The 24,300-nt window shown below is 41.5% G+C and carries 23 protein-coding genes; 1 reads left to right on the forward strand and 22 read right to left on the reverse strand.

The genetic code is table 11. From position 1 onward, the window contains the following. Positions 1-44: 44 nt before the first annotated feature. Entirely contained in the window at positions 45-2,429 is a 2,385-nt protein-coding gene (locus DXA07_RS03520; RefSeq protein WP_118483427.1) for an amidase domain-containing protein, read from the reverse strand. A gap of 117 nt (positions 2,430-2,546) precedes the next feature. On the opposite strand from DXA07_RS03520, the gene DXA07_RS03525 reads away from it, so the two are divergent. Then, complete coding sequence (locus DXA07_RS03525; RefSeq protein WP_118483429.1) at positions 2,547-2,696, forward strand: DUF6364 family protein; 150 nt, start codon at positions 2,547-2,549, stop codon at positions 2,694-2,696. A 102-nt stretch (positions 2,697-2,798) separates the two neighbouring features. On the opposite strand, the gene DXA07_RS03530 is transcribed toward DXA07_RS03525, so the two are convergent. The 21 genes from DXA07_RS03530 to DXA07_RS03625 all read right to left on the reverse strand — a co-directional run bounded on the left by DXA07_RS03530 (position 2,799) and on the right by DXA07_RS03625 (position 24,240). Next, positions 2,799-3,350 carry a hypothetical protein gene (locus DXA07_RS03530; RefSeq protein ID WP_118483430.1) on the reverse strand — a complete coding sequence of 184 codons (552 nt, stop codon included), beginning with the start codon at positions 3,348-3,350 and terminating at the stop codon, positions 2,799-2,801. Between the two features lie 15 nt (positions 3,351-3,365). Then, positions 3,366-3,947 (reverse strand): xanthine phosphoribosyltransferase, encoded by a 582-nt coding sequence (locus DXA07_RS03535; protein ID WP_021944516.1) that lies wholly within the window; start codon positions 3,945-3,947, stop codon positions 3,366-3,368. Positions 3,948-4,064: 117 nt separating this feature from the next. Next, a complete protein-coding gene (locus tag DXA07_RS03540) occupies positions 4,065-4,607 on the reverse strand; it encodes a DUF308 domain-containing protein (protein ID WP_117808815.1) in 543 nt (180 codons plus the stop codon). 5 nt (positions 4,608-4,612) lie between these two features. Then, positions 4,613-6,430: an ATP-dependent zinc metalloprotease FtsH gene (gene ftsH / locus DXA07_RS03545; protein WP_118483432.1), complete on the reverse strand. Its 1,818-nt coding sequence runs from the start codon at positions 6,428-6,430 to the stop codon at positions 4,613-4,615. A gap of 270 nt (positions 6,431-6,700) precedes the next feature. Further along, a complete protein-coding gene (locus DXA07_RS03550) occupies positions 6,701-7,588 on the reverse strand; it encodes a DUF3298 and DUF4163 domain-containing protein (RefSeq protein WP_118483434.1) in 888 nt (295 codons plus the stop codon). Then, positions 7,575-8,147 carry a sigma-70 family RNA polymerase sigma factor gene (locus DXA07_RS03555; protein WP_118483436.1) on the reverse strand — a complete coding sequence of 191 codons (573 nt, stop codon included), beginning with the start codon at positions 8,145-8,147 and terminating at the stop codon, positions 7,575-7,577. The genes DXA07_RS03550 and DXA07_RS03555 overlap by 14 nt, the downstream gene beginning before the upstream one ends. A gap of 24 nt (positions 8,148-8,171) precedes the next feature. Then, the gene (locus tag DXA07_RS03560) at positions 8,172-9,089 is read right to left on the reverse strand and encodes a GDSL-type esterase/lipase family protein (RefSeq protein WP_118483438.1); all 918 of its coding nucleotides are present in this window, start codon (positions 9,087-9,089) and stop codon (positions 8,172-8,174) included. A gap of 266 nt (positions 9,090-9,355) precedes the next feature. Continuing rightward, on the reverse strand, positions 9,356-10,756 hold the full coding sequence (locus DXA07_RS03565; RefSeq protein ID WP_118483440.1) for a sodium:alanine symporter family protein: 1,401 nt from the start codon (positions 10,754-10,756) through the stop codon (positions 9,356-9,358). 101 nt (positions 10,757-10,857) lie between these two features. Then, positions 10,858-12,513 carry a Na+/H+ antiporter NhaC family protein gene (locus tag DXA07_RS03570; RefSeq protein WP_330584347.1) on the reverse strand — a complete coding sequence of 552 codons (1,656 nt, stop codon included), beginning with the start codon at positions 12,511-12,513 and terminating at the stop codon, positions 10,858-10,860. Positions 12,514-12,732: 219 nt separating this feature from the next. Beyond that, positions 12,733-13,950, reverse strand: a complete 1,218-nt coding sequence (locus tag DXA07_RS03575) for an iron-containing alcohol dehydrogenase (protein WP_021944524.1) — start codon at positions 13,948-13,950, stop codon at positions 12,733-12,735. A 224-nt stretch (positions 13,951-14,174) separates the two neighbouring features. After that, complete coding sequence (locus DXA07_RS03580; protein ID WP_117808595.1) at positions 14,175-14,615, reverse strand: SseB family protein; 441 nt, start codon at positions 14,613-14,615, stop codon at positions 14,175-14,177. A gap of 52 nt (positions 14,616-14,667) precedes the next feature. Further along, positions 14,668-16,023: a sodium-dependent transporter gene (locus DXA07_RS03585; protein WP_117823019.1), complete on the reverse strand. Its 1,356-nt coding sequence runs from the start codon at positions 16,021-16,023 to the stop codon at positions 14,668-14,670. A 47-nt stretch (positions 16,024-16,070) separates the two neighbouring features. Next, the gene (locus DXA07_RS03590; RefSeq protein WP_117808597.1) at positions 16,071-17,600 is read right to left on the reverse strand and encodes a C69 family dipeptidase; all 1,530 of its coding nucleotides are present in this window, start codon (positions 17,598-17,600) and stop codon (positions 16,071-16,073) included. A 40-nt stretch (positions 17,601-17,640) separates the two neighbouring features. After that, positions 17,641-18,438, reverse strand: a complete 798-nt coding sequence (locus DXA07_RS03595) for an HAD family hydrolase (protein ID WP_118483442.1) — start codon at positions 18,436-18,438, stop codon at positions 17,641-17,643. Positions 18,439-18,505: 67 nt separating this feature from the next. Continuing rightward, positions 18,506-19,990 carry an AAA family ATPase gene (locus DXA07_RS03600; protein WP_118483444.1) on the reverse strand — a complete coding sequence of 495 codons (1,485 nt, stop codon included), beginning with the start codon at positions 19,988-19,990 and terminating at the stop codon, positions 18,506-18,508. 106 nt (positions 19,991-20,096) lie between these two features. Further along, positions 20,097-20,852: an exodeoxyribonuclease III gene (locus tag DXA07_RS03605; RefSeq protein ID WP_118483446.1), complete on the reverse strand. Its 756-nt coding sequence runs from the start codon at positions 20,850-20,852 to the stop codon at positions 20,097-20,099. Between the two features lie 308 nt (positions 20,853-21,160). Then, entirely contained in the window at positions 21,161-22,168 is a 1,008-nt protein-coding gene (locus DXA07_RS03610; protein ID WP_348980738.1) for a GH32 C-terminal domain-containing protein, read from the reverse strand. Continuing rightward, positions 22,162-22,680 carry a glycoside hydrolase family 32 protein gene (locus DXA07_RS13935; RefSeq protein WP_348980739.1) on the reverse strand — a complete coding sequence of 173 codons (519 nt, stop codon included), beginning with the start codon at positions 22,678-22,680 and terminating at the stop codon, positions 22,162-22,164. Before DXA07_RS13935 ends, DXA07_RS03610 begins: the two co-directional genes overlap by 7 nt. Then, positions 22,649-23,251: a GNAT family N-acetyltransferase gene (locus DXA07_RS03615; protein ID WP_118483448.1), complete on the reverse strand. Its 603-nt coding sequence runs from the start codon at positions 23,249-23,251 to the stop codon at positions 22,649-22,651. Before DXA07_RS03615 ends, DXA07_RS13935 begins: the two co-directional genes overlap by 32 nt. A 153-nt stretch (positions 23,252-23,404) precedes the next feature. Next, positions 23,405-23,629 (reverse strand): aspartate dehydrogenase, encoded by a 225-nt coding sequence (locus DXA07_RS03620; RefSeq protein ID WP_117823027.1) that lies wholly within the window; start codon positions 23,627-23,629, stop codon positions 23,405-23,407. Between the two features lie 26 nt (positions 23,630-23,655). Then, entirely contained in the window at positions 23,656-24,240 is a 585-nt protein-coding gene (locus DXA07_RS03625) for a M48 family metallopeptidase (RefSeq protein ID WP_243015407.1), read from the reverse strand. Positions 24,241-24,300: the final 60 nt, after the last annotated feature.

Consider the following 24,300-nt stretch of genomic DNA (forward strand, 5'->3'; position numbering starts at 1 on the left):
TTTTTAATCTGTTCACTTCTGATATGCTATCTTTTTATATTATTTTATTTGCTCCAAGAAATACCTTTGGATTCTGATGTCTTACTCTCAATAACTTTTTTGCCTACAGACTTATATGTTTTTATTCTATATGTATATTTTGTTCTATCTTTTTTTATACTACGGTCTGTATATGAACATACTGAAGGTCTGGTTATTATTTTTACAAGCTTGTATGAACTGTTTCCTGTTTTTCTGTATATTTTATAGCCAGAACATGGTTTTTTATTCCAAGTTAATTTAATACCATTCAAAGTTCTGCTGACTTTTCTAATATTTGTTTTTGGCGGAAGTATTTTAAATTCAGTCTTCATTTTTCCAGAATAGTTTCCATTAAACAAAATAGTTACTTTATAAGTTCCAACTTTTTTGCAACCAGAACTATATTTAACTATATAATTAGATTTGTTAATAATTTGTCCATTTGCCCCCCAAATAGTTACCTTTGGTTTCTGTACAGAACCATTATATGTAAATGTCTCTTTTGAAAGAGTTATCATTTCCGGATGATAGATAACACTTTTTATCTTATTTTTTCCACAATAAACACATTCTTCAACTATCTTTCCATTCTTTTCTTTCGTCGCCTTACTTACTGTTTTTTTGTACATATGTCCGATTTTATTTACTATTTCGGAATTTTTTTTGGCTCCACACCTTTTACAGTGAATCGATTTTATTCCAGTCTCTGTACAGGTTGCTTTTTTATCAATGCTATACTCCGTATTCCATAAGTGTCCAAGCATTGTGCCATTTAGATATGTTTCTGTACCTTTTGCAGAACAGGTTTCACATTTATAATAATAAACAGCCGGTTTTGTGCATGTTGCAGATTGCTTTAAATATTCCGATTGCGTTGATTTTTCTGTAAATTTATGTGGAACTTTTGAAATTACCTCTTTATATGTATCTCCACAGGAACATGTATATAATGCTATTCCTGTCTCTTTGCATGTTGGCTGCTTTATAATTTTCTTTGTATACTCATGTCTGTGCTGCTCTATGCTTACCACAAATCGATCCGATATATCTCCGTCTGTATAATAGTTTCCCAATGACGTCTCATTCTCTGAACATAACTTTGCAACATATGTTCCATTGTCTAACGGAATTGTAATTTTGTTTTTCCTGATAGCCCAATGTGACTGAACCGGCTTCTCCAAATCATTTATATTATATATAAACAAATTATAACAGGTACAATTTCTAAAACTGTTCCAGTTAAATGTAGTATTTCCATTCGATTTATTTGTCTTAATACTTGTAATAGATGGTTTTTGTGGGTCATTATTTACAGTAAACTGCGTAGATAAATCTCCATCTGTGTAATAATTTCCATTTGAAGTTTCATTTTCTGAACATAATTTTACTACATATGTTCCATTCGGAATAACGATTCTAAGTGTATTCTTTCGAATTGCCCAGTGTGATTGAACCGGTTCTGACAAATTATTCGTTGCATATAAAAACAAATTATAACATGTAGCATTTTTTACATTGTCCCATGTAAAATTAACATATCCATTTTTTCCTTCGATATTTATTTTTTTAATACTCGGCTTTGCGGGTGTATAGGAATCCGTAACTGTAACGTATACACCTGTACTACAATTAAATCCAACATTATTACGTCCCTCTATTATACAACAATAGGTACCCGCCTCATTAAATTTATAACTGACCATACCTCTGCTATTATTTACTTCAACGCTTGCATATCTACTTCCATCACGATCGATGCCTACATCCCTGATAGCTGCATCATCTATATTATATGTAAATGTAACCGTATCTCCCACATTTATAGAAGTCTTATCAACAGATATCGTGCAATTTTTAGGTATATTGGAATAACTCACACTGCTTGTATGCAAAATTGCTGCCCATGTAATATTGCCATATTTCCAGGAACATGTTCCGCTCTTATCCGTATAATTCCCATCTAATACATTTGTTGTATGTCCTGTAATCTTTGGAACACCATTTACCTTGCTTGTTATTATCGTTGTATGATTTGCTTCTCCAGTGTATGTAGTATCATAAAACATTACATCTCCCGGTTCTACCTGATCAGCTGATGGATTTTGAATAATTGTAAATCCCATATTCGCCAGTGTATCTTTCAAAGTAGGAACCCACGCAGTATATATATCCAATCCTCCTGCTTTTAAACATTGCGAAACAAAATTTGCACAATCCGAATCATATGTTTTATATGCCGGATTTCTCTTTGATCCTCCCCATGTCATCGCATAATTCACAGCTGCAATTGTATTATATGAAGCAGCTTTTACCGTCTTCATATTACTCTGTTCAATACCCGGAACTGTTATAAATAACAAAACAACTGTTAAAAAAATACTAATTACTTTTTTTGCTTTTCTACCCATATACTTTCACTCCTTCATTATATAAAACATTAGTTTATACTACTTTATCATATTTTATCCTACTTAACAATATTAAATACTCCTAAATGATATATTACTATTAAGGTAGGTGATTGAATGAAACCATTGAAAAATAAAGTAAGTATTACTTTGGACGAGGATATAATAAAGCAAATCAAAGAGTTGGCAGAAAATGATGATCGATCATTCAGTCAATATATTAATATGGTACTAAAAAATCATATTAACGATACATTGCAAAAATAATATTCATCATGAATACGTTAATTTATATGCAAAAAGGCTTCCTACCAGTGTATGTATATATCATTCACCGGCAGGAAGCCTTTTTATTATTAAATATTTTAACTATTTCTTCTTATTCTTCAAGTCTGTCACCAGAATCATTGCTGCACCGGCTACCATAACGATCGCACCGATCAGCAGGAAGATGGTTCCATAGCCAAGGCTATAGACTATATCGCCATTGGCATTATTCTTGATCTGAACCATTGTATTGACCAGATCGATCATGATCACAGTCAGAGTCAGGATCGCTGTAAGTAACGTCCATTTTCTTGCATTTTTAAATACCATTATAATACTTGTGATCAATGCAAAAAATATAACAAGGATTCCGTCTCCACTCAGGAAATTGACGGATTCTGTTGTTCCATCCACAGTCGCCTGAACGAACGGCTGGAAGTTTGCCCATATCAGAAGCATCGCCATAAGTCCGATCAGAACTCTTCCGATCGCGACAGGTTTCGGTGTCTCCATCTTCTCATTTGCTACATTTGAAAACCGTTTGGAGATTCCTCCATAGGTCTTACTGTAATCCATAATGGATAAATCTTTCTCTCTGTGCTCTCCACTGCCGGAGGTTGTCTGCACAGAATCTTTCTCATTCTGTTCTGCCATAAAAAACTCCTTTAATTACTGCTCCCGGAAAACGATCTTTCCTGTCGCTGTATCCATCCCGTCTACGATCGCCAAAGATTCCAGATGATATCCCAGATTCCGGATGATCTGTCCGCCGGTCTGGAAGCCTTTTTCGATTACGATACCGATTCCCGCAACATTTGCACCGGCTGATGTCACGATAGAGATCAATCCCTGAAGCGCACAGCCATTTGCGAGGAAGTCATCAATGATCAGAACATTGTCATCCGGATTCAAGAATTTCTTTGACACGATAACCTGATTCTTACATTTGTGGGTAAAGGATTCTACCTCTGCCACATATACTTCACCTTCTATATTGATGCTTTTTGATTTCTTCGCAAAGATAACAGGCACATCAAACTGTCGCGCTGCCACACATGCGATCCCGATTCCGGATGCCTCAATCGTGAGGATCTTATTGATCGGCGTTCCTTCAAAACGCTTCTTAAATTCTTCACCGATCTGGTCAAATAACCGGATGTCCATCTGGTGATTCAAAAAGCTGTCAACCTTTAATACATTTCCTTCTTTTACAATTCCGTCTTTTACAATTCTTTCTTCTAAGAAATTCAACTGTAGTTCCTCCTTGAGATTGCTTTCGTCCTTAACAAACAATTAGTACAATCATACATCATTTCTCGACGAGATTCTACTGGAAATGTATTTTTTTATGATTCGGATTATTTACGCCTACCAGTCTGATCCCATTTTGCTGAGTGCTGATGCAATACTATCAATTCCAAGCACAATCAGATACAGTCCGATCAGATAACCGAATGCGACAACTGCCATAATCGGTTCTATCAGAAGCATAACTCCGATCACGATACCGATGATATTCAACAACAGGGATACAAGTCCAAAGCTGTTACCTGCAAAATACCGTACAGTGCTGATATGGGACAGTCTGGATATACTGTGCATAATGATCCAGAGTGCAAAGAGCCAGATCACTAACCGTTGTGCGGCTCCCGGACAGAGGATCAGCATCATACCAAGCAGGGTACTTAAGATGCCGGAGGTCAGGGATACTGTCGGTACAACTCCCATATGCCGCTCCATCTTTACATAGAATATAATATCTGCTATACCGCTGACTGCTGCCACGATTCCGTAACAGATGACAATACTGTTCAACATACTTTCAGGACGGATCATCGTAAAGATGCCAAGTATAGTGAGTATAATTCCAAGTATCAGCTCCATCCAGCCAAATCCTGTTCGTTTCCTCATAATTCTCACCTCTTATCCTGTAAAATGCTCATAAATTCGTCTCCTGTGATCGTCTCTCTCTCATATAAAAAGGCTGCCAGTTCATCCAGCTTTTCCCGGTTCTCCTCTAAGATCTTACGTGCTTTTTCATGCTGAACCTTCACCAGTTCTACAACCTTGCGGTCGATCTCCCTCTGGGTTTCCGGTGAACAGGTAAGGGATGTATCCCCGCCAAGATACTGATTATTTCTCGCTTCCATCGCAACCATATCAAAGTCACCATTCATTCCATACTGGGTGATCATTGCCCGTGCGATCTTCGTTGCCTGCTCGATATCATTCGATGCTCCGGTCGTAACCTCACCGAATACCACTTCCTCTGCTGCACGTCCACCGGTAAAGGTTGCAATCTTATTTTCCAGTTCTTCTTTTGTCAGCAGATATCTGTCTCCCTGCTCCACCTGCATGGTATAGCCGAGCGCACCTGAAGTTCTCGGAATGATCGTGATCTTCTGTACCGGTGCTGAGTGCGACTGCATGGCCGCTACGAGCGCATGTCCGATCTCATGATAGGCAACCACATGCTTTTCTTTATCTGATAAAACAGCATTCTTCTTCTGATATCCTGCGATAACTACTTCTACACTTTCTTCAAGATCTGCTTCTGTAACGATCGTTCTGCCTGCCCGTACTGTTCGAAGAGCTGCTTCATTTACGATATTTGCCAACTCTGCACCGGAAGCTCCTGCTGCCATTCTTGCGATCGTATGGAAATCCACATCATCCGAAACCTTGATCTTTCTGGCATGTACCTGAAGGATTGCTTCCCTTCCTTTCAGATCAGGAAGTTCAACCGGAACTCTACGGTCGAATCGACCCGGACGGGTAAGTGCAGGATCAAGCGATTCCGGTCGGTTTGTTGCCGCCAGAATGATAACGCCGTTGTTTCCTTCAAAACCATCCATCTCAGTCAGGAGCTGATTCAATGTCTGTTCTCTTTCATCATTTCCTCCGATCTGTCCGTCACGTTTCTTACCAATTGCATCGATCTCATCGATAAATACGATACATGGGGCTTTCTCCTTTGCCTGCTTGAACAGATCTCTGACCTTGGAGGCACCCATACCTACAAACATTTCTACAAATTCCGAACCGGACATCGAGAAGAACGGTACATTGGACTCTCCCGCAACTGCTTTTGCAAGCATTGTTTTACCGGTTCCCGGAGGACCTACTAACAGGACACCCTTTGGCATCGAAGCACCGACATCCGTATATTTCGCAGGGTTGTGCAGATAATCAACGATCTCTGCCAGATTCTCTTTTGCTTCATCCTCTCCTGCGACATCCGAGAAACGGATACCATTTGTCGACTGCACATATACCTTGGCATTGCTCTTGCCCATTCCAAAGGACATCGCATTCTTACCGCCCGCCTGTTCGATCAGCTTCTTACTGAAATACTGGCCCAGTCCGATGAATATAATAATCGGAAGAAGAAATCTCAACAGGAAATTCCAGACCGGTGATACCGTTTCATCAACATTCTTTGAAAATACCGCTCCGGCATCGTATAACCGTTCCGTCAGTCCCGGATCATCCATAGCTCCGGTCTTATAGTATGTGTTCTTATCCTTGTCTGTGAAGATGATCTCGGAATCATCCACCTCTACTTCGCCAATATTTTTCTCATTGATCATCTTCATAAATGTTCCGTAATCTACTTCCTTGATCTGTATCTTCATCAGAAGCGGATAAATAAACATATTAAAAACCAGAAGAACGACCAGCACGATCCCATAATAGAAGATCAACGGCTTCTTGGGTGATTTTACTTCTTTCATATGTCTCCTCTCTTTCCGGCAGGTACCTGTAATTTCTACATATATGTACTGCCTTTTCCTGTATTATTTCTGAGTTTCGCAAATTATCGCAGCAATCGCCGCTGACCTGTGTTGACACAGCTTTTGGTATTGGTTATACAGGCAAAAGTCTGTTAGCACTCATGTCACAAGAGTGCTAAGTTTCTTTTAGAACAATATAGTCAGAAAAAAAGGAAATGTCAATCTCTTTTATAAAGATTTCACATTTCCTTTACAGCTTTTTATTTTCTATTATTTTGATACATCAATTATAAATTCCGGCGTTCCCATTGCTCCTGCGCCCAGCTCATATTTATTAAAAAATACCACAACCTGATCCTTGTCATTGATATAAAACTGTGTATCTTCATTGATCAGATCTTCCAGATCTAAATCTTCCCAGAGATAGAATTTCTTTTCGTCGTCCCAGGTATTAATCTGCCTCTGAACCTCATCGGCTATGATCTTCTTATAATTGCTGCCAAACCATTCTTTTAATGTAATATCCTTTCCTGTATCCAGATCAATGTTATAATAGAACATCTGGTAATAACCGGTTGCCCGGGTCTCATTTTCACTGATCACAAAGGATACATAATGTTCATCCAGACATTTGACCTCATAGTCAATGACGATATCATATGGAATAAAGTTCTTCGGATCTCCCCCGGTTAATATATAAGCATTATACTCTTCTTCCGCACGCTTCTTACTTGCTTCCACTTCCTGGTTGATCATCTTTGCTATCTCACGATTCACACGCTTTTCCAGTTCGGAATTTCCGGTATTATTCAACTGCGGAACTTTCACATTTACATATTTGGCTTCATCCGCATATTCATATTCCCGGAAGGTAAATACCTGACACACAGAACCGATAAACGGCGTATCGGCAGCTGCCTTTGCAAACGTCGGCGATACATTCAGCAGAACCACAAATATCAAAAATGTTGCAGCTACGGCCTCTCCTGCATAACGCAGTATATGTTTCTTCCGTCTCGTATATATATTAACAGGCTTCTGATCCGACATCCCTGTGCTCTCTGTCGTCAGTCCTTCTTCTATCGCATCCTGAACTATGGAATTCAATTGTTCCGGGATTTTTATATTTTCATATTCCTCTTTATTAAACTTCATCATAAACCTCCAAATCCAGCTTTAAGAGTTTCAAAGCCTTATACAACCTTGATTTTACTGTGTTGATATTATCTCCTGTAACCTCTGCGATCTTGTCAAATGGCATATCTTCAAAAAAACGCAGAAGAACGACTGTTTTCAATTTTGCCGGAAGCCGATCCATAGAATGATACAGATCGACATATTCCTCCTGCTTTCCCGTTCTGTCTGTACTGTCTTCAAGTGAATCATCCTCCTGCAGATAGACAACCTTTTTTTGTCTTCGCAAAGCCATCAGACATTCATTGATCAGTATACGATACGCCCATGTTTCAAAGTATTCCGGACTTTTTACCTGGCTCCGGTTCTGCAGTATCTTAACAACCGCATCATGAACCGCATCTAAAGCATCCTGTTCATTCTTCATATAGCTAAATGCCATCCGATAAAACTTCTCCTGATTATCCTCAATAAATCGTATCACCACAGTTGACCGGATTCCCGTATCTTGTGATTCCTGCTTTTTATAACCGGCACGTTCATTCTGATATTTCGTTTTTCTTAAAATACTACGCTCATTCACGTTCTGTTCCCTCTGTTAATATTTTTATTTATCCAGTGTATGTTCCTCCAGATATGTGAGCCATTTTTCACAATATTTCTTATTCAGATGAATTCCATCTGTGGCCGCATCATCCGGCAGAACTCCATCTGTTGATACCGCTTCCTGCACATTCACAAATGTAGCACCTTCATCCGCTGCAAGCTGCTCTAATCGTTTATTATATTCCGCGATCTTATCATTTCTGACATATCCGCCGGAATCCGATACCGCTTTACTTACCGGAAGTACCGACTGAATAAATATCTTTGCAGATGGATTTTGTGCCTTAATATCATCAATGATCTGCTTGTAATCTGAGATAAATATATCATTACTGATCCAGCCTGTCTCATTGATTCCAAACATTAAATATACACGATTATATCTTGTTCTGGCAAGTGCCTCCATCACTGACCGGTCTTCATCGTCCTGATGGATTACTTTTGCGGTATATGCGCTTGCAACAGTTAATCCCTTGTGTACATATGCGGTTGTCTGTATACCGGTTTGTAACACGAAGCCTTCCGTTCTGGAATCTCCGACAAATACCGCATCCGAAAAATCATTTGATTTGTCATCGCTCTTTAAATCCATGTTTTTTACTGATCCTGTTGTAGTATCATCTCCCCGGCCTGTCAGCAATGTCTCTTTCACATTACCGGTTCCGGAACTCTCTGTCGTACTTGTCTCTGTCGTACTTACCTCTGTTGTCACAGGCTCCTGCGTTGATCCTTCTACAATCGGTCTGTCTTTCGCCATATGTATAAACCGAATACTGATGCAGAACGCAAACAGAAGCATTGCTGCTGCCGTTCCACGCATAAATATCTGCTGTCTTCTTCTCCTTCTCTTTCTCTTTTGCTGCATTAAGAACATCTTTCTTCTTTTTTGTAATCTGACTCTATTCCTATTCTGACGCATTATCCGTTCCTCCTTATCTATCTCAAAAGTATTTCTTACTTTGTTTTCTATTATTTAGATGTTTAAGGATGAGAAAAAGTTGATACAAATTTATATTTTTTGAAAAAATTTTGATTTGACGAAATTTTAATCTGAAGTTCCTTGCTTTATGCAATAAGACTTTCCATAAAGAAAAAAACATCCGATCGGTTAACGACATATTCATATCTGTTATCCGATTAGATGTTTTTTGTTTATCTATTATTTTTACTTATCTGTTATTTTTATTATGCTTCTTCCCTTGCTTCCAGATCAAAATGCTCCCTGACCAGCTTCACAACTACACCGGAAAGCAAGAATACTGCGATCAGGTTTGGTATCGCCATCAGACCATTGAAAGTCTCTGCAATACTCCAGAGCAATCCAAGATCTAAGGTTGCACCAACGATAGCAACCAGTGAATAAACAAACATAAACGGCTTATTTACCTTTGTTCCGAACAGGAACTCGATACACCTCGCACCATATAATCCCCAACCAATAATAGTTGAAAATGCGAAACAGCACATTGCCACAGCTGTAAAAAGTGATACCCAGTTGCCATATGTAGCAGTAAACCCACTGATCGTAAGCTCAGCGCCCGCTGCCTGTCCATATGTGATCGGCACTTCGCTGCAAAGTATAACCAATGCAGTCAGGGTACAGATAACTATAGTATCTACGAATACTTCAAAGATTCCAAAGAATCCCTGTTTTACCGGCTTTCTTGTATCTGCACATGCATGTGCGATTGAACCTGTACCAAGCCCGGCCTCATTTGAAAAGATACCTCTTGATACACCCTTCTTCATGCTCATGAAAAAGCTTCCAACAACACCACCGGTTACTGACGCCGGTGAAAATGCGCCTTCCACAATCTCTTTAAATACTGCCGGCACATGATTGATATTTAAAATTACGACTCCAAGCGCAAGCACCACATAGAACAGCGCCATAAATGGTACCAGCTTCTCTGTTACCTGTCCGATTCTCTTAATCCCGCCAAGCAGGATCAATGCAAGCAGGACTGCGAGCACAATACCGATGACCAGATTTATGTTTGATACGGAATCCTTTGAAATAATTCCATAATTAAATAATGCAGAATCGATCGCTGTCGTGATCGTGTTTACCTGTGTGGCATTTCCTGTACCGAACACTGTGATCACACCAAATGCCGCAAACAGATATGCAAGCCAGTGCCAGTGTTTCTTCAGACCATTCTTAATGTAATACATCGGTCCGCCGACAAATTCGCCCTTATCATTCTTCTCCCGGAAATGAACGGCAAGTGTTACTTCTGAAAACTTTGTACACATACCAAGAAGTGCGGATATCCACATCCAGAAGACGGCACCCGGTCCACCGATAGCGATTGCTCCGGCAACGCCTGCTATATTTCCTGTCCCGACCGTAGCCGCAAGCGCGGTACACACCGCCTGAAACGGTGTCATGGCTCCATCAGCAGCCTGCTTCTTTCGAAACATTCGCCCGATCGTAACTTTCATCGCATATGGGAATTTCCGGATCTGCAGAAACCGGGTTCGGAAGCTTAACACCAGACCGACACCAATAATACAGATCATGGCAGGGACTCCCCATATAAAGTTATTGACTACATTGTTGATTGATTCAATTGTTTCTAACATATTTTACTACTAATTTCCTTTACTATAATCTGGCAGGTTTTTCGAATTCAGATCGTACGCCCTTAAATATGTCCATGCGTTTCGGTGAAAATATCCGAAATCTAAATCTCTTCACGTCCGGTTTTTGCACGAATAAGCATTAGAATTACAAATAACAGCACGATGCAAACCGGAAGCGCAAGCCATGAAAGTGCGGCAAGCTTTGCAGCCTGAAGAATTCCGATCAACAGATATCCAACCATACATACAGCAGCTACAACAAGTGCATATGGAAGCTGTGTAGATACATGGTTTACATGCTCACAATGTCCCCCGGCAGATGCCATGATCGTTGTATCTGAGATCGGGGAGCAGTGGTCACCGCATACCGCACCTGCCAGACAGGATGCGATAGAGATTACCATCATCTGTCCGGATGGGAATACGCCGATCACGATCGGGATCAGAATACTGAAAGTTCCCCATGACGTTCCGGTGGCAAATGCAAGTAAGGCTGCAACAATGAATATGATCATCGGCAGGAAGCCTTGCATGGAACCGGCAGAACTGGATACCAGATCAGCTACATATACCTTTGCGCCGAGGAGATTCGTCATACCGGAAAGTGTCCACGCCATTGTAAGGATCAGGATCGGTGCGATCATTGATTTGAAACCTTCCGGTATACATTCCGTAAATTCCCGGAAGGATAAGGTATCACGCAGCATGAAATAAATAAACGTAAATACCAGTGTAACAGCACCACCAAGCACCAGACCAACCGATGCGGATGAATTTGCGAATGCATCTACAAATGATGTTCCGCTAAAGAAACCACCTGTATATACCATTGCAATGATACAGCTTATGATCAGCACAACAACCGGCAGGATCAGATCCAGCACATGTGCATTTTCTTTTAAAATTTCTTCTTCATTATCTTCATATGGTCTTCCCGGAGTTGTGAACAGATCCCCTGCGATCGCATTTATTTCATGTCTCTTCATCGGACCGAAATCAACACGAAGAATGGTTACTCCAAGTACCATGACTAACGTAAGAAGCGCATACAGATTATATGGAATTGTCTGGATAAATACTGCAAATCCGTTAATTCCGGCATCTTCCGGTACGGATGATGTAACAGCGGCAGCCCATGAACTGATCGGTGCTATGATACACACCGGTGCTGCTGTAGCATCAATAATATAAGATAATTTGGCTCTTGATACTTTATGACGATCTGTTACAGGACGAAGGACACTGCCTACAGTCAGGCAATTAAAATAATCGTCTACAAAGATCAGGATTCCAAGAACCATAACGGATAATTGTGCACCAATCCTTGTCTTAATGTGTTTTGATGCCCATTTTCCAAATGCCGCAGAACCTCCGGCTTTATTTAACAGGGATACCAGAATACCAAGCATAACAAGAAATACCAGAATACCCGCATTTCCTGAATCTGAAAGCTTCGCGATCATACCGCCATTTTCATTAAACAGCATGGTATTGATACCTAACTCCAGATTGAAATTCGAATATAATAATCCACCTGTGATAATACCTGCAAGCAATGAGGTATAAACCTCCTTTGTGATCAGTGCCAGACCAATCGCAATAACCGGTGGAAGCAGAGATAATATCGTTGCATAGGTCTTACATTGATAATTCTCCGGATCTGCGATCTCCCCCGGTGTTTTACCGGTTACCACCATGAGTACGATTATGATCGCAATGAATATAAGCATCGCTATCTGTTTTCTTTTGATCTTCAATTTCTCTCCTCCAAAATTTTCTTTTGTTTTTTATGCCCTATGATAAGCATTCTGCTACATTCGTTTCCATAAAGGCACACTACTTTTCCAGTATAAAGTGCTATCCCTGAGAAATCAAGTTTTACCTGACATTTAAAAGGGTATTTTCGGAATTTGTTCCAAAAATACCCTGGATTCTTATTTTATATCAGTATTGTACCTCTTATAAATCAATTACTTTTAGAAATCAACCTCTGAATCATAATAACAGCACTTTAAGAGTTTCTCCATCTCTTCCTGACTTGGCTGTCTTGGATTTGATCCTGTACATGCATCCAATATTGCATTTGCTGCGATCTCAGGCAACCGCTCTAAGAATACATTCTCAGGTACAAAGCCCTGCTCTGCCGGATAACTGTCAGCACCATAATGTTTGATACAGTGCGGGATATTCAGATCATCGTTCATCTTACGCAGATAGTTGATCAGAAGTGTTACCTTCTCATCTAATGTATCACCGCCAAGTCCCATAAAGTCTGCGATCACTCCATATCTTTCTTTTGCAGTTTCATCCTTTGCATTAAATGCGATGACCTTCGGCAGATACATTGCATTTGCCGCACCGTGAATGATGTGTGCACCATAATCCGCAAATGCTGCACCTGTTTTATGTGCCATAGAATGAACAATACCCAGAAGCGCATTTGAGAATGCCATACCTGCAAGGCACTGAGCGTTGTGCATTGCATCACGTTTTTCCATGTCTCCGTTATAAGAACCAACCAGATCATTCTGGATCATCTTAATAGCATGTAATGCAAGCGGATCTGTGAAATCACAGTTTGCGGTTGATACATATGCCTCGATCGCATGTGTCATTGCATCCATACCGGTATGAGCAACTAACTTCTGCGGCATCGTCTCTGCCAGCTCAGGATCAACGATCGCTACATCCGGTGTGATCTCAAAATCAGCGATCGGGTATTTGATACCCTTCTGATAATCCGTGATAATTGAAAAGGCCGTTACTTCAGTTGCAGTTCCTGAAGTAGATGAAATTGCACAGAAATGAGCTTTTTTACGAAGGGAAGGAATACCAAATACCTTACACATATCTTCAAATGTAATGTCCGGATATTCATATTTGATCCACATTGCCTTTGCCGCATCAATCGGAGAACCTCCGCCGATTGCTACGATCCAGTCCGGTTCAAACTCCAGCATGGCAGCAGCACCCTTCATAACTGTTTCAACAGACGGATCCGGTTCAATGCCTTCAAATAACTGAACTTCCATTCCTGCCTCTTTCAGATTCTTTTCTACTTTATCCAGAAATCCAAAGCGTTTCATCGAGCCACCGCCAACACAGATCATCGCCCTTTTTCCTTTAAAAGTTTTTAATGCATCTAATGCATCCTTTCCATGATAAATATCTCTAGGTAACGTAAATCTTGCCATCTTTCCATCCTCCTATTACTCTATCTTATTGGTACGACTAAGGAGCCGCAAACGGCTCTTGCCTATAAAAAACAAAAAGTAGTGTACTACTACACTACTTTCTGATTATATCACAATTCTTTTCATTTCTCATTATATTTTTGTGAAATTTAAACAACTGTTTTTGTGAAAAATTAATTTTTCTAAACTTTTTATACAAAAAATGGCATTTTTCTAATGTTTGGCTACTTTCCTGCAAGAATCAGCTGAAGCAGGCTCTTATCCAACATTAATGCACGGTTCCAGGGATTCAGAATAATGCCCTCTATATCGTCCGTCATTAAAGCTGCCTCAAAGAGATGGCTGATATCTGCCATAAAGGTCGACATTACGGTTTCACCGCCCTTTATCTCCTCATCAAAGCTGGTAAATGCCATCCACCAGTACCTCTCATCCTCGGTCTGGATCGCCTGGATCTGCAAACTGCTCTCCGCACCCGCCGGTGGTATAACAGCAACAATGAACTGTCCATTTGCTCTCGCACGCCGTCTTATCACTGTAAGTGTATGTGCAAGCATTTCTTCTGTCGGTTCCTGCTGTAAAACAAGGATTGCTTCTTCAATTGTCTCATTTCCCTGCAGACCTTCATCTACAGGTATCTGATCTTCATATTTTTTCGTATCCATATACCGTCTGATCTCCCAAATATCTTCTCATATTTCATCTTGAAAATCTTCTTTATAACAGTCCCTGAATCAGAATGATCAGGATCAGAACAGGAAGTACAAACTGGAAATATGGTTTTAATTTTACGGACATTTTCACTCCGGAACCGGTATTTACTTCCTCAATATAATTATCAAAGCCCCAACCCCATTTCGTAACACAGAACAACAGATAGATCAGTGAACCGAGTGGGAGCAGAAGATTACTTACCAGGAAGTCCTCACTGTCTAATACATCCCTGCCACCGATCAGGTGCAAATCACTCCACACGTTGTATCCCAGAACACAAGGAAGACTTGCGATCAGTATGATGATACAGTTGATGAAAGCCGTTTTATTTCTGCTCCATCCAAACATATCCATCGCAAATGACATGATATTTTCAAATACGGCGATAACCGTAGAAAAGCTTGCAAATGTCATAAACAGAAAGAACAATGAACCCCAGATCCTGCCGCCTGCCATATTTACAAATACATTCGGCAGCGTTACAAATATCAGCTTTGGTCCTGCAGTGACCTCTACTCCATAGCTGAAGCATGCCGGAAAAATGATCAATCCTGACATAACAGCAACAAATGTATCCAGGGCACAGATTCGCACACCTTCGCCTGCCAGCGCATGATCCTTGCTCATATAACTTCCGAAGATCTCCATCGCAGCTACACCAAGACTCAGAGTGAAGAAGGCCTGATTCATAGCCGCGGAGATCACATTTCCGATACCGACTTTCTCAACCGTTGACAGATTTGGAATCAGGTAGAACCGTAAACCTTCACCGGCTCCTGATAAAGTAATGCTGTGAACTGCCAGTACCACGATCAGCACCAACAGTGCTGTCATCATAATCTTACTGATTCGTTCCAGACCATTCTGAAGCCCACGGCTGCATACGATAAATCCGACAATAACCGTCAGGATCATCCAGAAGCCCATCTGCTTCGGATCGGCAAGCAGATCCGAGAATACAGATCCGGTCGCATCCGCATCCATACCGGCCTTGAATTCGCCTGTGACAAATTTATAAAAATAAGATACCATCCAGCCGGATACGGTTGTGTAATACATCATCAGAACATAACAGCCAAGGATCGCAAACCATCCATGAATGTGCCATTTACTCTTTGGTTTTTCAAGCTCCTTATAAGCCAGAACTGCACTCTTTCTGCTGCCTCGTCCGACCGCAAGCTCCATCGTCAGAACCGGAAGCCCCATCGCCACAAGGAACAGCAGATAGAACAATACAAATATTCCTCCACCATTTTCTCCTACCACATATGGGAATCTCCATACATTTCCAATTCCAATCGCACATCCCGCACTTACTAATAAAAAGCCTAAACGGGATTTAAATGATTCTCGTTTCATATTTTCTACTTTTTCTCCTGTATTTCTTGCTTCTCTATGCCGATGCCTTAAGCATCCGATCTCGCATAAGAATTCTTCATCTGATTACTCAGTTCATATAAGACTTTGGAAAGCGTATTACCGGTCTCTTTCCGGAGGATATCTGCCATTTCCTGATTGGCCTGCTCTCGAAGCGCACTTCGTTTACCGACATCCGGTTCTTTTTCTATCTGCTCATCGTATCGGTTGATCACCTCATGCCCTTTCGCAAGCATGGTTTCCTGATACCGTTCGATATGAAACAGCGACTTGCTGTAAGATGCATCTGCCATCGCTGCGATCATCCGGCTGTTCCAGTAGAAATTATCGGTAGATACATCAGCGGTCGTGTTCGCCAGATATTCCGGTGTTGTGTCCACATTTGCATAAAATGGCACCATGACATTAAACGCATTTGAAGCAAATGCCACCCACTCGATCACACGGCTGTCCTCTGCTCCATATGGTCGCATCTGGATCGCAGACATGAAATCAGTCCGGTTAACGCCGATGGAACGATATGCACCTGCCATCTTCTTATCTCCATATGGAAGATATGGGTCATATGGTGTTCCCTGATAATGCGAGGACAACACATATTTGACATCCTCCATCGTCACCTTATACTCCGGAATCAGACTCCATGGAATGTCGTCCGATACCGGTGTGTAATCTGCATTTTCACCATCCCAGCGGTACGTCTTCGGATTCAGGTACCGCTCCATAAACCATGCTCTTGGCGTATTGTAGACATGATCCGAATCATCATGGCTGCCAAATATCTCTCTTGGATTAATGAATCTACCAAACGGCAGATCCGCATCTTCGTCCTTACGTTCTGTGCTTCTTCTAATAGTCAGATCCAGATGATTCTTCTCGATAAATTCCGCCAGATCTTTTGAGCACATATGTGCGTTCTGATCCGTTAATGCATCCTTCATATCAAATACATCCGTGCCGAACTGATTCGGCATCACAACATAGACATCATCCGGCACTTTCTTCGCGATCCAGTGATGTCCTCCGATCGTCTCCATCCACCAGATCTCATCCTGATCCTGGAATGCGATTCCATTCATCTCGTAGGTTCCGTACGTTTCAAGCAGATTTCCAAGACGTTCTACACCTGCTCTCGCACTTCTTATATATGGGAGTACCAGACAGACAATATCTTCTTCTCCGATTCCGCCCGATATTTCTTCGTTTCCGTTCTCTGCCGGCTGATACTCGACCAGAGGATCTGCACCGAGCACTCTCGGATTCGATGTAATGGTTTCGGTCGCTGTCATTGCAACATGGGCTGCATTTACACCGCTTGCCGCCCAGATGCCCTCACCATCGACTGCATTTGGCATCGAGGTATAGCGCATCGCTTCTTCCGGAAGCGGAATTTCCAGATGCGCCAGAACCGAATGGTAGATCTTTGGCTGTTCTTCCGGTTCTACGACTACAAATTTCTTCGGCATATAATGACCGGATCCTGAATCATCGTTTCTGGCAATGATCGTTGATCCATCATAGGATGCCTTCTTTCCAACTAATATCGTTGTACATGCCATCAGGCTTCACTCCTTTTTCAATCACAACTACTGTCTGAGTTTATTTTAACAACTGCTCCTTTAACACCTTGATCACACCCTGATTGCGCATCGTATCTGCTACATGGGCTGCTGCCTGCTTTACCTCATCTCTGGCACTTCCGATCGCATAGCTTTCCTTTGCACAGGCAAGCATACCAAGGTCATTGATATTATCACCAAATACCATAACTTCATCCGGTTTGATCTCATATTTATCAAGCAGAAACTGCAATGCACTTCCCTTGTTGATCGATGGTTCCGAACAGTCTACCCAGTAAACTCCGGCAGGTGCCAGCAGAACGGTATCCTTCCATTTGTCATAAAACCAGTCTTTTACGATCCGCTCTGCATCCTCCGGGTGGAATATCGAGATCTTCACGATATCATCATTAATATCGGTAAGATCCGGCACTGCCTTGATCTCATAGCGATATGCTTCCCGCATCCAGTTATACAGTCGTCCATCCTCGCTTCCAACATAGGCATAATCCCTTCCACAGAGCAACAGCTCTACATCCGGCAGCTTCTCTGCATCCTCCACGATCGCACGGATCAGGCCTTTCTCCATCGGACGTTTGAGCCATGTTTCGCCCTTGCTTCCTCTGACAAATCCGCCATTATCCGGGATATATAAGATCTGATCTGCAACCGGTGCAAATAACTTCTTAAGGCTCGCATACTGCCTGCCGCTTGCTGCTACAAAAGTTATATTCTTTTCTTTTAATGCCTTTATTACATCATAGATCTCAGGATTGATCTCAAATGTTCCGTCAGGAACAAGAGTTCCATCCACGTCACTTGCTACTAATTTTATCATTTTTACTTACGCTCCATTTTCATTTAACTAAAAACAGCCGTCCGGCAACATTCCTACAGGAAATCTCCTACAGGAACAAATGTCTCACGCCCTCCGCGTCAAAGGTCACCTGTGGTACATGATCTACCTCGATCTGGTAGAGTGCATTTGCTGCCAGATGCTCGGCTGCCTGCTCCAGATCACGGATACCGGAGGTATTCTTGAATTCTTCTATGACCGCATCCAGCCCATCCTCTGTAATGATACATTCATTCTCTTTCAGACCGATCCGCTTCAATACCTTTGGCAATGCAAATTTACTGAAAATGATCTTCTTTTCTTCAAAGGTATAATCCGGTATGTCGATAACCGCAAAACGTGACATCAATGGCGCACTGATATCTTCTTTATTATTTGCCGTTGCGATCGGATATACGCCAACGGTCGGGATCATACACTCCATATAGTTATCTGTAAATCCAAGATTATCAAGCAAAGTCAAAAGTACATCCGCAGGATTTCCATTTCCCTTTCCTGATGCAGCCTTATCAAGCTCATTGATAATAAATACCAGATTGGATTCTCCTGCGATCGAGAATGCTTCCATGATGATACCCGGCTTTGCATTTGCATAGATTCTGGAACTTCCTGTAAGCTGCTCCGGATCATTGATCGAACTCATATCAAGGGTTGTCCATGGCAGTTTCAGAATACGGGCAACCGCATACGCGATCTGTGATTTTCCGGTACCGGCAGGTCCGACCAGCAGAAGTCCATAAGCAGGAAGGGTATGAGTTCGGTTGATCTGGATAACCGTCTCCATAATCCTCTGTTTTACCCGTTCCATTCCATATAATTCTTCATCCAGGATCCGTCTTGCTTCAACCGGATCGATTGCTTCAAAATAATTGCTCTTCCACTGAATATTCATCATGATCGAGAGTGCTCTCTGTGCATGACGACGCTCCTCCGGTGACACCTCGTTTGATCTGGCAACAGCAAGATTTCTTCTCGCCCAGAGACGGATATTATCCGGCATCGTTCTGCCCGCACATGTCATAAAATCAGAAATGCTCTGAAGACTGGTCAGCTTCATATCGTCGCCTTCCTCATCCGCATCGTCATCCTCCTCGACTTCCTCTGACGCTGTACTTGCAAGCAGTCGTTCGATCATAAACTGTAAGAATCCATCTGCCGCAGATAACTTGGTTCCGCCACCAAATGCTGTCTCTCGGATTCTGTATACTGCATATCCATCTTCCAGATTTTTACCGGACAGACGTACATTGATATGATTTTCTCCCAGCCATTTGATCAGACTGACAAATCTGGAATCAATCTTTAAAATATCTGCTGAAAATGTCTCCCCATTTTCCTTGAATTCAAAAGCAGTACGCTTTGCCGGATTTGTAAAAACTCCCAGTGCATGATGGATCCACTGTCTCTCACTGTTGTCTAACACTAGAATCGGTTCCTCCGGTGTCTTTTCCTTTGCATTTGACTGAAATGCCGTATAGGTACAAACCGTATCCTCATTCTTTACCGGTTTATCACTGAAATCAAAAACTGGCATATATAATTTCTCCTTTTATCATTTTTTCTATTCTTCTACACCCGCAAGTGCTGTAATCTTTGCTTTTTCTCCTGTCAGTAAACATTTATTCTTATAAATGGCACCGTTACAGGTCAATATCCAGTTCTACCGGACAATGATCCGAACCAAACACTTCTGTATGGATCTTTGCATCTACCAGTCTGGATTCCAGAGCCTTTGAGGTCAGGAAATAGTCGATCCGCCATCCGGCATTCTTCTCTCTTGCCTTAAAACGGTAAGACCACCAGGAATAAATGCCTTCTGCGTCCGGATTAAAAAAACGAAACGTATCAACAAATCCACTGTCAAGCAGGGTACTGAATTTTTCTCTTTCCTCATCTGTAAATCCGGCGTTCTTACGATTGGACTTTGGATTTTTCAGATCGATCTCTGTATGTGCCACATTCATATCCCCACATACTACCACCGGCTTTGTCTGTTCCAACTGCTTCAGATACTCTCTGAAATCATCCTCCCACTTCATACGATAGTCCAGTCTGGCAAGCTCATTCTGTGAATTTGGCGTATATACAGTAACCATATAAAAATTATCATATTCGAGTGTGATGACTCGTCCCTCATGGTCGTGTTCTTCTATACCGATTCCATATGCCACTGACAACGGCTCTTTCTTTGCGAAAATAGCAGTTCCGGAATATCCCTTTTTCTCTGCATAATTCCAATATTGATAATAACCCGAAAGCTCCAGTTGAAGCTGTCCTTCCTGCATTTTTGATTCCTGAATACAAAAAATATCTGCATCTGCCTCTTTAAAGAAATCCATAAAGTTCTTTCCAACACATGCGCGAATTCCGTTTACATTCCACGATATCATCTTCATTGTAGTGCTTCCTCCTGTCTGATCTATGCGCCTCTTTACATGAAAAGCCCTGCATATTGCATACACCGAGACCTTCTATTCCACGTCCTGTTCTTCGGTGCTTTTACACAAAAAAGGCCATCCGCTACCTCCTGAAAGCTCCGCTCTGCCTACGCAATAGAAAAAAGAGTCATGGGTAATACGACAAATGCCGCACTTATTTCTAAACGAATGGTCATGTTTATTATACTACATGTGGTTTATCCGTCAAATAGATTCATTGCATTGTCGGTATTTCAGATTACTATTTCTATAACCGGTATCAGAATTTATCTGTTCATCGGAATCTCAATATCGAACTTTTCTATATCGATTATCGCATTTCCATCACAGAAAAACGAAATGCCATCTGCTGTCTGTGGCGTATAAATTGCTGTACTCATTGACAACGCTCCGTCATTCACAAACAGTTCTACCGAATTGCGGTCAAGAATAAACCGTAATGTTATCCGTTCTGCTTCCGATTCTACCTCTGCCCGCCTGATGCAGACTACATCCCGGTTCATTCCGGCAAATGTCCGGTCAACTTCGATCTCCCGTTTTCTTCTGTTATATGTAATTCTGGTATAATGCTCTGCATCTTTTGCTACATCTATATAAAACTCCTGAAATTCACCGGATTTTATTATTACTGTCATATCCAGCGTTCTTCCCTCTATCCCATCAAAGTTCTGCCCGCCTTCTACCTTTTCATTCGAATATGAAACCGGCCGAACCCGATATTGCTCCAGTTCTTTCACAGGCTTCTGGATGATCCTGCCATCTGACAGATATAATTCTCTTGGGATTGTCATCATGCCCTGCCACTCCTGTCCATCTGGGATAAATGAATTATGCCATGACTGCATCCATGCGATCAGGATTCTCCTTCCATCCGGAAGTTCTGTCGTCTGTGATGCATAAAAATCCAGACCTTTATCAAGTGTATGTGGCTGCCCCATTTGAAACTGCTTTTTTGCATGATCATATGTTCCAACAACATAGATCGCATTATTACCATTATGCAGTTCATTTTCCTGCGCCTGTACATCAGGTGGTGAAAACAACAGCACATCTTTTCCGTCCAACCTGAAATAATCCGGACATTCCCATACGCTTCCTAACCGTTCCATGTGCTCTGCAAATACACCTTCATATTTCCAACAACCTGCTGCTTTCTCAAAGGCTTCTGCCTCCTGTTCGGTAAGCTCTGTTTTTTCCAGATATTGATGTATTTCAGGATTTGAAAATAACGCGATCATTCCTTTATTCTGAGCATCCCGGCTGCAGGTCAGCATATAGTAAATACCATCTTCTTCCCATACCTCGGATCTCTGAAATCAATATGGCTGAATCCCTCCGGCATCACCGCTCCTGTGAGAACAGGATTGTTCTTCAGCTTCTTATAACCTACACCATCTCCAACTGCCATACACTGATTCTGAAGATTGCAGCCACCATTCTTATCTTTACTGACTCCTGTATAAAACAACACATGTCCAAGATTTGTCATAACTGCCGAACCGGAAAAGCATCCTTCCTCATCGTATTCCTTATCCGGTGCAAGTGCCGTCGGATACTGCTTCCAACTTATCATATCTTCACTTACCTGATGCCCCCAATGCATCGGTCCCCATACATTGCTATATGGATGATATTGATAAAACAAATGGATTTGTCCCTTATATACTGAAAATCCATTGGGATCATTCATCCAGCCGATCGGTGGTGTCACATGAAATAACGGTCTTTTATCAGCATCAACTTCATATTCTTTTTCATATTTTCTGGCTGCTTCTAATGTATGCATATTCTTTCTCCTTATCCAAGCTCCAACGCTGTCTTTGCAATTGCTCCGGGATACCCTTTCCCAGTTTACACGTCATCTCGTGCCACTGTTCGCCGCCCCACGAAGAAACCGACATGCCGTTATCCTCATATCCCATCTTCCGGTACATGGCAACCTTGGATTCCAGACAGGTAAGGATCAGTCGCTTTCGTCCATTCTGTCTTTCCCTGTTCTTATAACATTCCATCATCTCGGAAGCCAGCCCAATCCTGCGATATTCCGGCAAAACATCAACACCAAGGATCATTACATTTTCTCCGGCAGGATCATACAGATCTGCATTCTGAAAAAATTCATCACGCAAAACCGTTTCATTTGTAGACAGACCATTAATAAATCCGGCAATCTTACCTGTTGCTTTATTTACCGCAACCAGAAACATTTCCGGCACTTTCTCCACACGCAAATGCATCATCTCCGGAGTGCAGGCCTCATTCGGAGGAAAACAGATCCGTTCGATCTCTGCTGTTTGCTCTGCTTCATTCTTTTTAATATTTCGGAACTCAAATCTTACTAAATTTTCCTGTGTCACTGTTAAACTCCTTTTTGCTATTTGTTATGAACTCTGTATTATAGATAATATAGGAACTATTTTTTCAGGAGGTACTATTATGGGTATTAAAGACATTGATATAAACAAAGACGGGGTTACACTCGGCGATCATATTGAAAATATGAAAGAAAATCAATATATCTTTGGAATCTCCGCATCCTGCGGGATTCCATATTTTTTCCGGAAGACTTTCAGATCTTCTTTTCCACGGATCAACATGATATCTTCAAATATTCCGTTATGAATATCCTGAAAACCAGCGACCTGTTCACCGGTGCAGATGCTGCATTTGATGACCGGTCGTTTACTCTGACTGTCATATGATGCCTGCTCTTTCTTTTTTCGAAATAATCCCATATTAAACTTCCTTTACATTTCAATTTTTAATTCGCCAGTTGATATTCTTTTAACTGATTCCGTCTCGCTCTATAGTCCGGGCAATACCGCGCTACCTCTGACCAGAATTCTTTGGAATGATTCATATGTCGTCTATGTGCCAGCTCATGCACTACCACATAGTCAAGTAATTCATCCGGCAGATAATATAACTGATAATTAAAATTCACATTTCCGGCACTGCTGCAGCTTCCCCATCTGGTCTTCTGGTTGCGGATCGTGATGCGCCCAACTGTCACCTGCATAACCGCACAATAATACTTTACCCGATCTGCTATCTTATCCTTGATCTTCTGAATCTCTGCATCTGATAACGCATCCACAGATGGAACCTTAATTTTCGTTCGTGCATCCGCACGCTTTTTTACCTGATCCACCTTCTTTAAGATCCAATCCTGTTGTTTCTCTATAAATGCTTTTAATTCCCGGTCAGATAATCTCGCCGGAATCCTTGCAAGTACCGTTCCATCCGGTCGCACCTCCAGACCAAGACTTTTTCTCCCGGATCTTATAACCTGTACCCGGATATTTTCATTTGTCACTTTGTCATTCAGTATTATCTCTGTCAGCATATTTATAGCCGTCTATATTCCCATCCGATTATAGACAGTCTTCACCTCATGATTATAAAT

It is taken from the genome of Clostridium sp. AM54-37XD (assembly GCF_003478225.1).
In the GTDB taxonomy this organism is placed as follows: Bacteria; Bacillota; Clostridia; order Lachnospirales; family Lachnospiraceae; genus Coprococcus; species Coprococcus ammoniilyticus.

What these genes read in the sequence shown, in the direction of transcription:
- DXA07_RS03520 (WP_118483427.1), bottom strand. Translation starts at nt 2,429, where the DNA reads ATGGGTAGAAAAGCAAAAAAAGTAATTAGTATTTTTTTAACAGTTGTT.
- DXA07_RS03525 (WP_118483429.1), top strand. Translation starts at nt 2,547, where the DNA reads ATGAAACCATTGAAAAATAAAGTAAGTATTACTTTGGACGAGGATATA.
- DXA07_RS03530 (WP_118483430.1), bottom strand. Translation starts at nt 3,350, where the DNA reads ATGGCAGAACAGAATGAGAAAGATTCTGTGCAGACAACCTCCGGCAGT.
- DXA07_RS03540 (WP_117808815.1), bottom strand. Translation starts at nt 4,607, where the DNA reads ATGAGGAAACGAACAGGATTTGGCTGGATGGAGCTGATACTTGGAATT.
- ftsH (WP_118483432.1), bottom strand. Translation starts at nt 6,430, where the DNA reads ATGAAAGAAGTAAAATCACCCAAGAAGCCGTTGATCTTCTATTATGGG.
- DXA07_RS03550 (WP_118483434.1), bottom strand. Translation starts at nt 7,588, where the DNA reads ATGATGAAGTTTAATAAAGAGGAATATGAAAATATAAAAATCCCGGAA.
- DXA07_RS03560 (WP_118483438.1), bottom strand. Translation starts at nt 9,089, where the DNA reads ATGCGTCAGAATAGGAATAGAGTCAGATTACAAAAAAGAAGAAAGATG.
- DXA07_RS03565 (WP_118483440.1), bottom strand. Translation starts at nt 10,756, where the DNA reads ATGTTAGAAACAATTGAATCAATCAACAATGTAGTCAATAACTTTATA.
- DXA07_RS03575 (WP_021944524.1), bottom strand. Translation starts at nt 13,950, where the DNA reads ATGGCAAGATTTACGTTACCTAGAGATATTTATCATGGAAAGGATGCA.
- DXA07_RS03580 (WP_117808595.1), bottom strand. Translation starts at nt 14,615, where the DNA reads ATGGATACGAAAAAATATGAAGATCAGATACCTGTAGATGAAGGTCTG.
- DXA07_RS03585 (WP_117823019.1), bottom strand. Translation starts at nt 16,023, where the DNA reads ATGAAACGAGAATCATTTAAATCCCGTTTAGGCTTTTTATTAGTAAGT.
- DXA07_RS03590 (WP_117808597.1), bottom strand. Translation starts at nt 17,600, where the DNA reads ATGGCATGTACAACGATATTAGTTGGAAAGAAGGCATCCTATGATGGA.
- DXA07_RS03595 (WP_118483442.1), bottom strand. Translation starts at nt 18,438, where the DNA reads ATGATAAAATTAGTAGCAAGTGACGTGGATGGAACTCTTGTTCCTGAC.
- DXA07_RS03600 (WP_118483444.1), bottom strand. Translation starts at nt 19,990, where the DNA reads ATGCCAGTTTTTGATTTCAGTGATAAACCGGTAAAGAATGAGGATACG.
- DXA07_RS03605 (WP_118483446.1), bottom strand. Translation starts at nt 20,852, where the DNA reads ATGAAGATGATATCGTGGAATGTAAACGGAATTCGCGCATGTGTTGGA.
- DXA07_RS03610 (WP_348980738.1), bottom strand. Translation starts at nt 22,168, where the DNA reads ATGCTGACCTGCAGCCGGGATGCTCAGAATAAAGGAATGATCGCGTTA.
- DXA07_RS13935 (WP_348980739.1), bottom strand. Translation starts at nt 22,680, where the DNA reads ATGCATACATTAGAAGCAGCCAGAAAATATGAAAAAGAATATGAAGTT.
- DXA07_RS03620 (WP_117823027.1), bottom strand. Translation starts at nt 23,629, where the DNA reads ATGGGATTATTTCGAAAAAAGAAAGAGCAGGCATCATATGACAGTCAG.
- DXA07_RS03625 (WP_243015407.1), bottom strand. Translation starts at nt 24,240, where the DNA reads ATGCTGACAGAGATAATACTGAATGACAAAGTGACAAATGAAAATATC.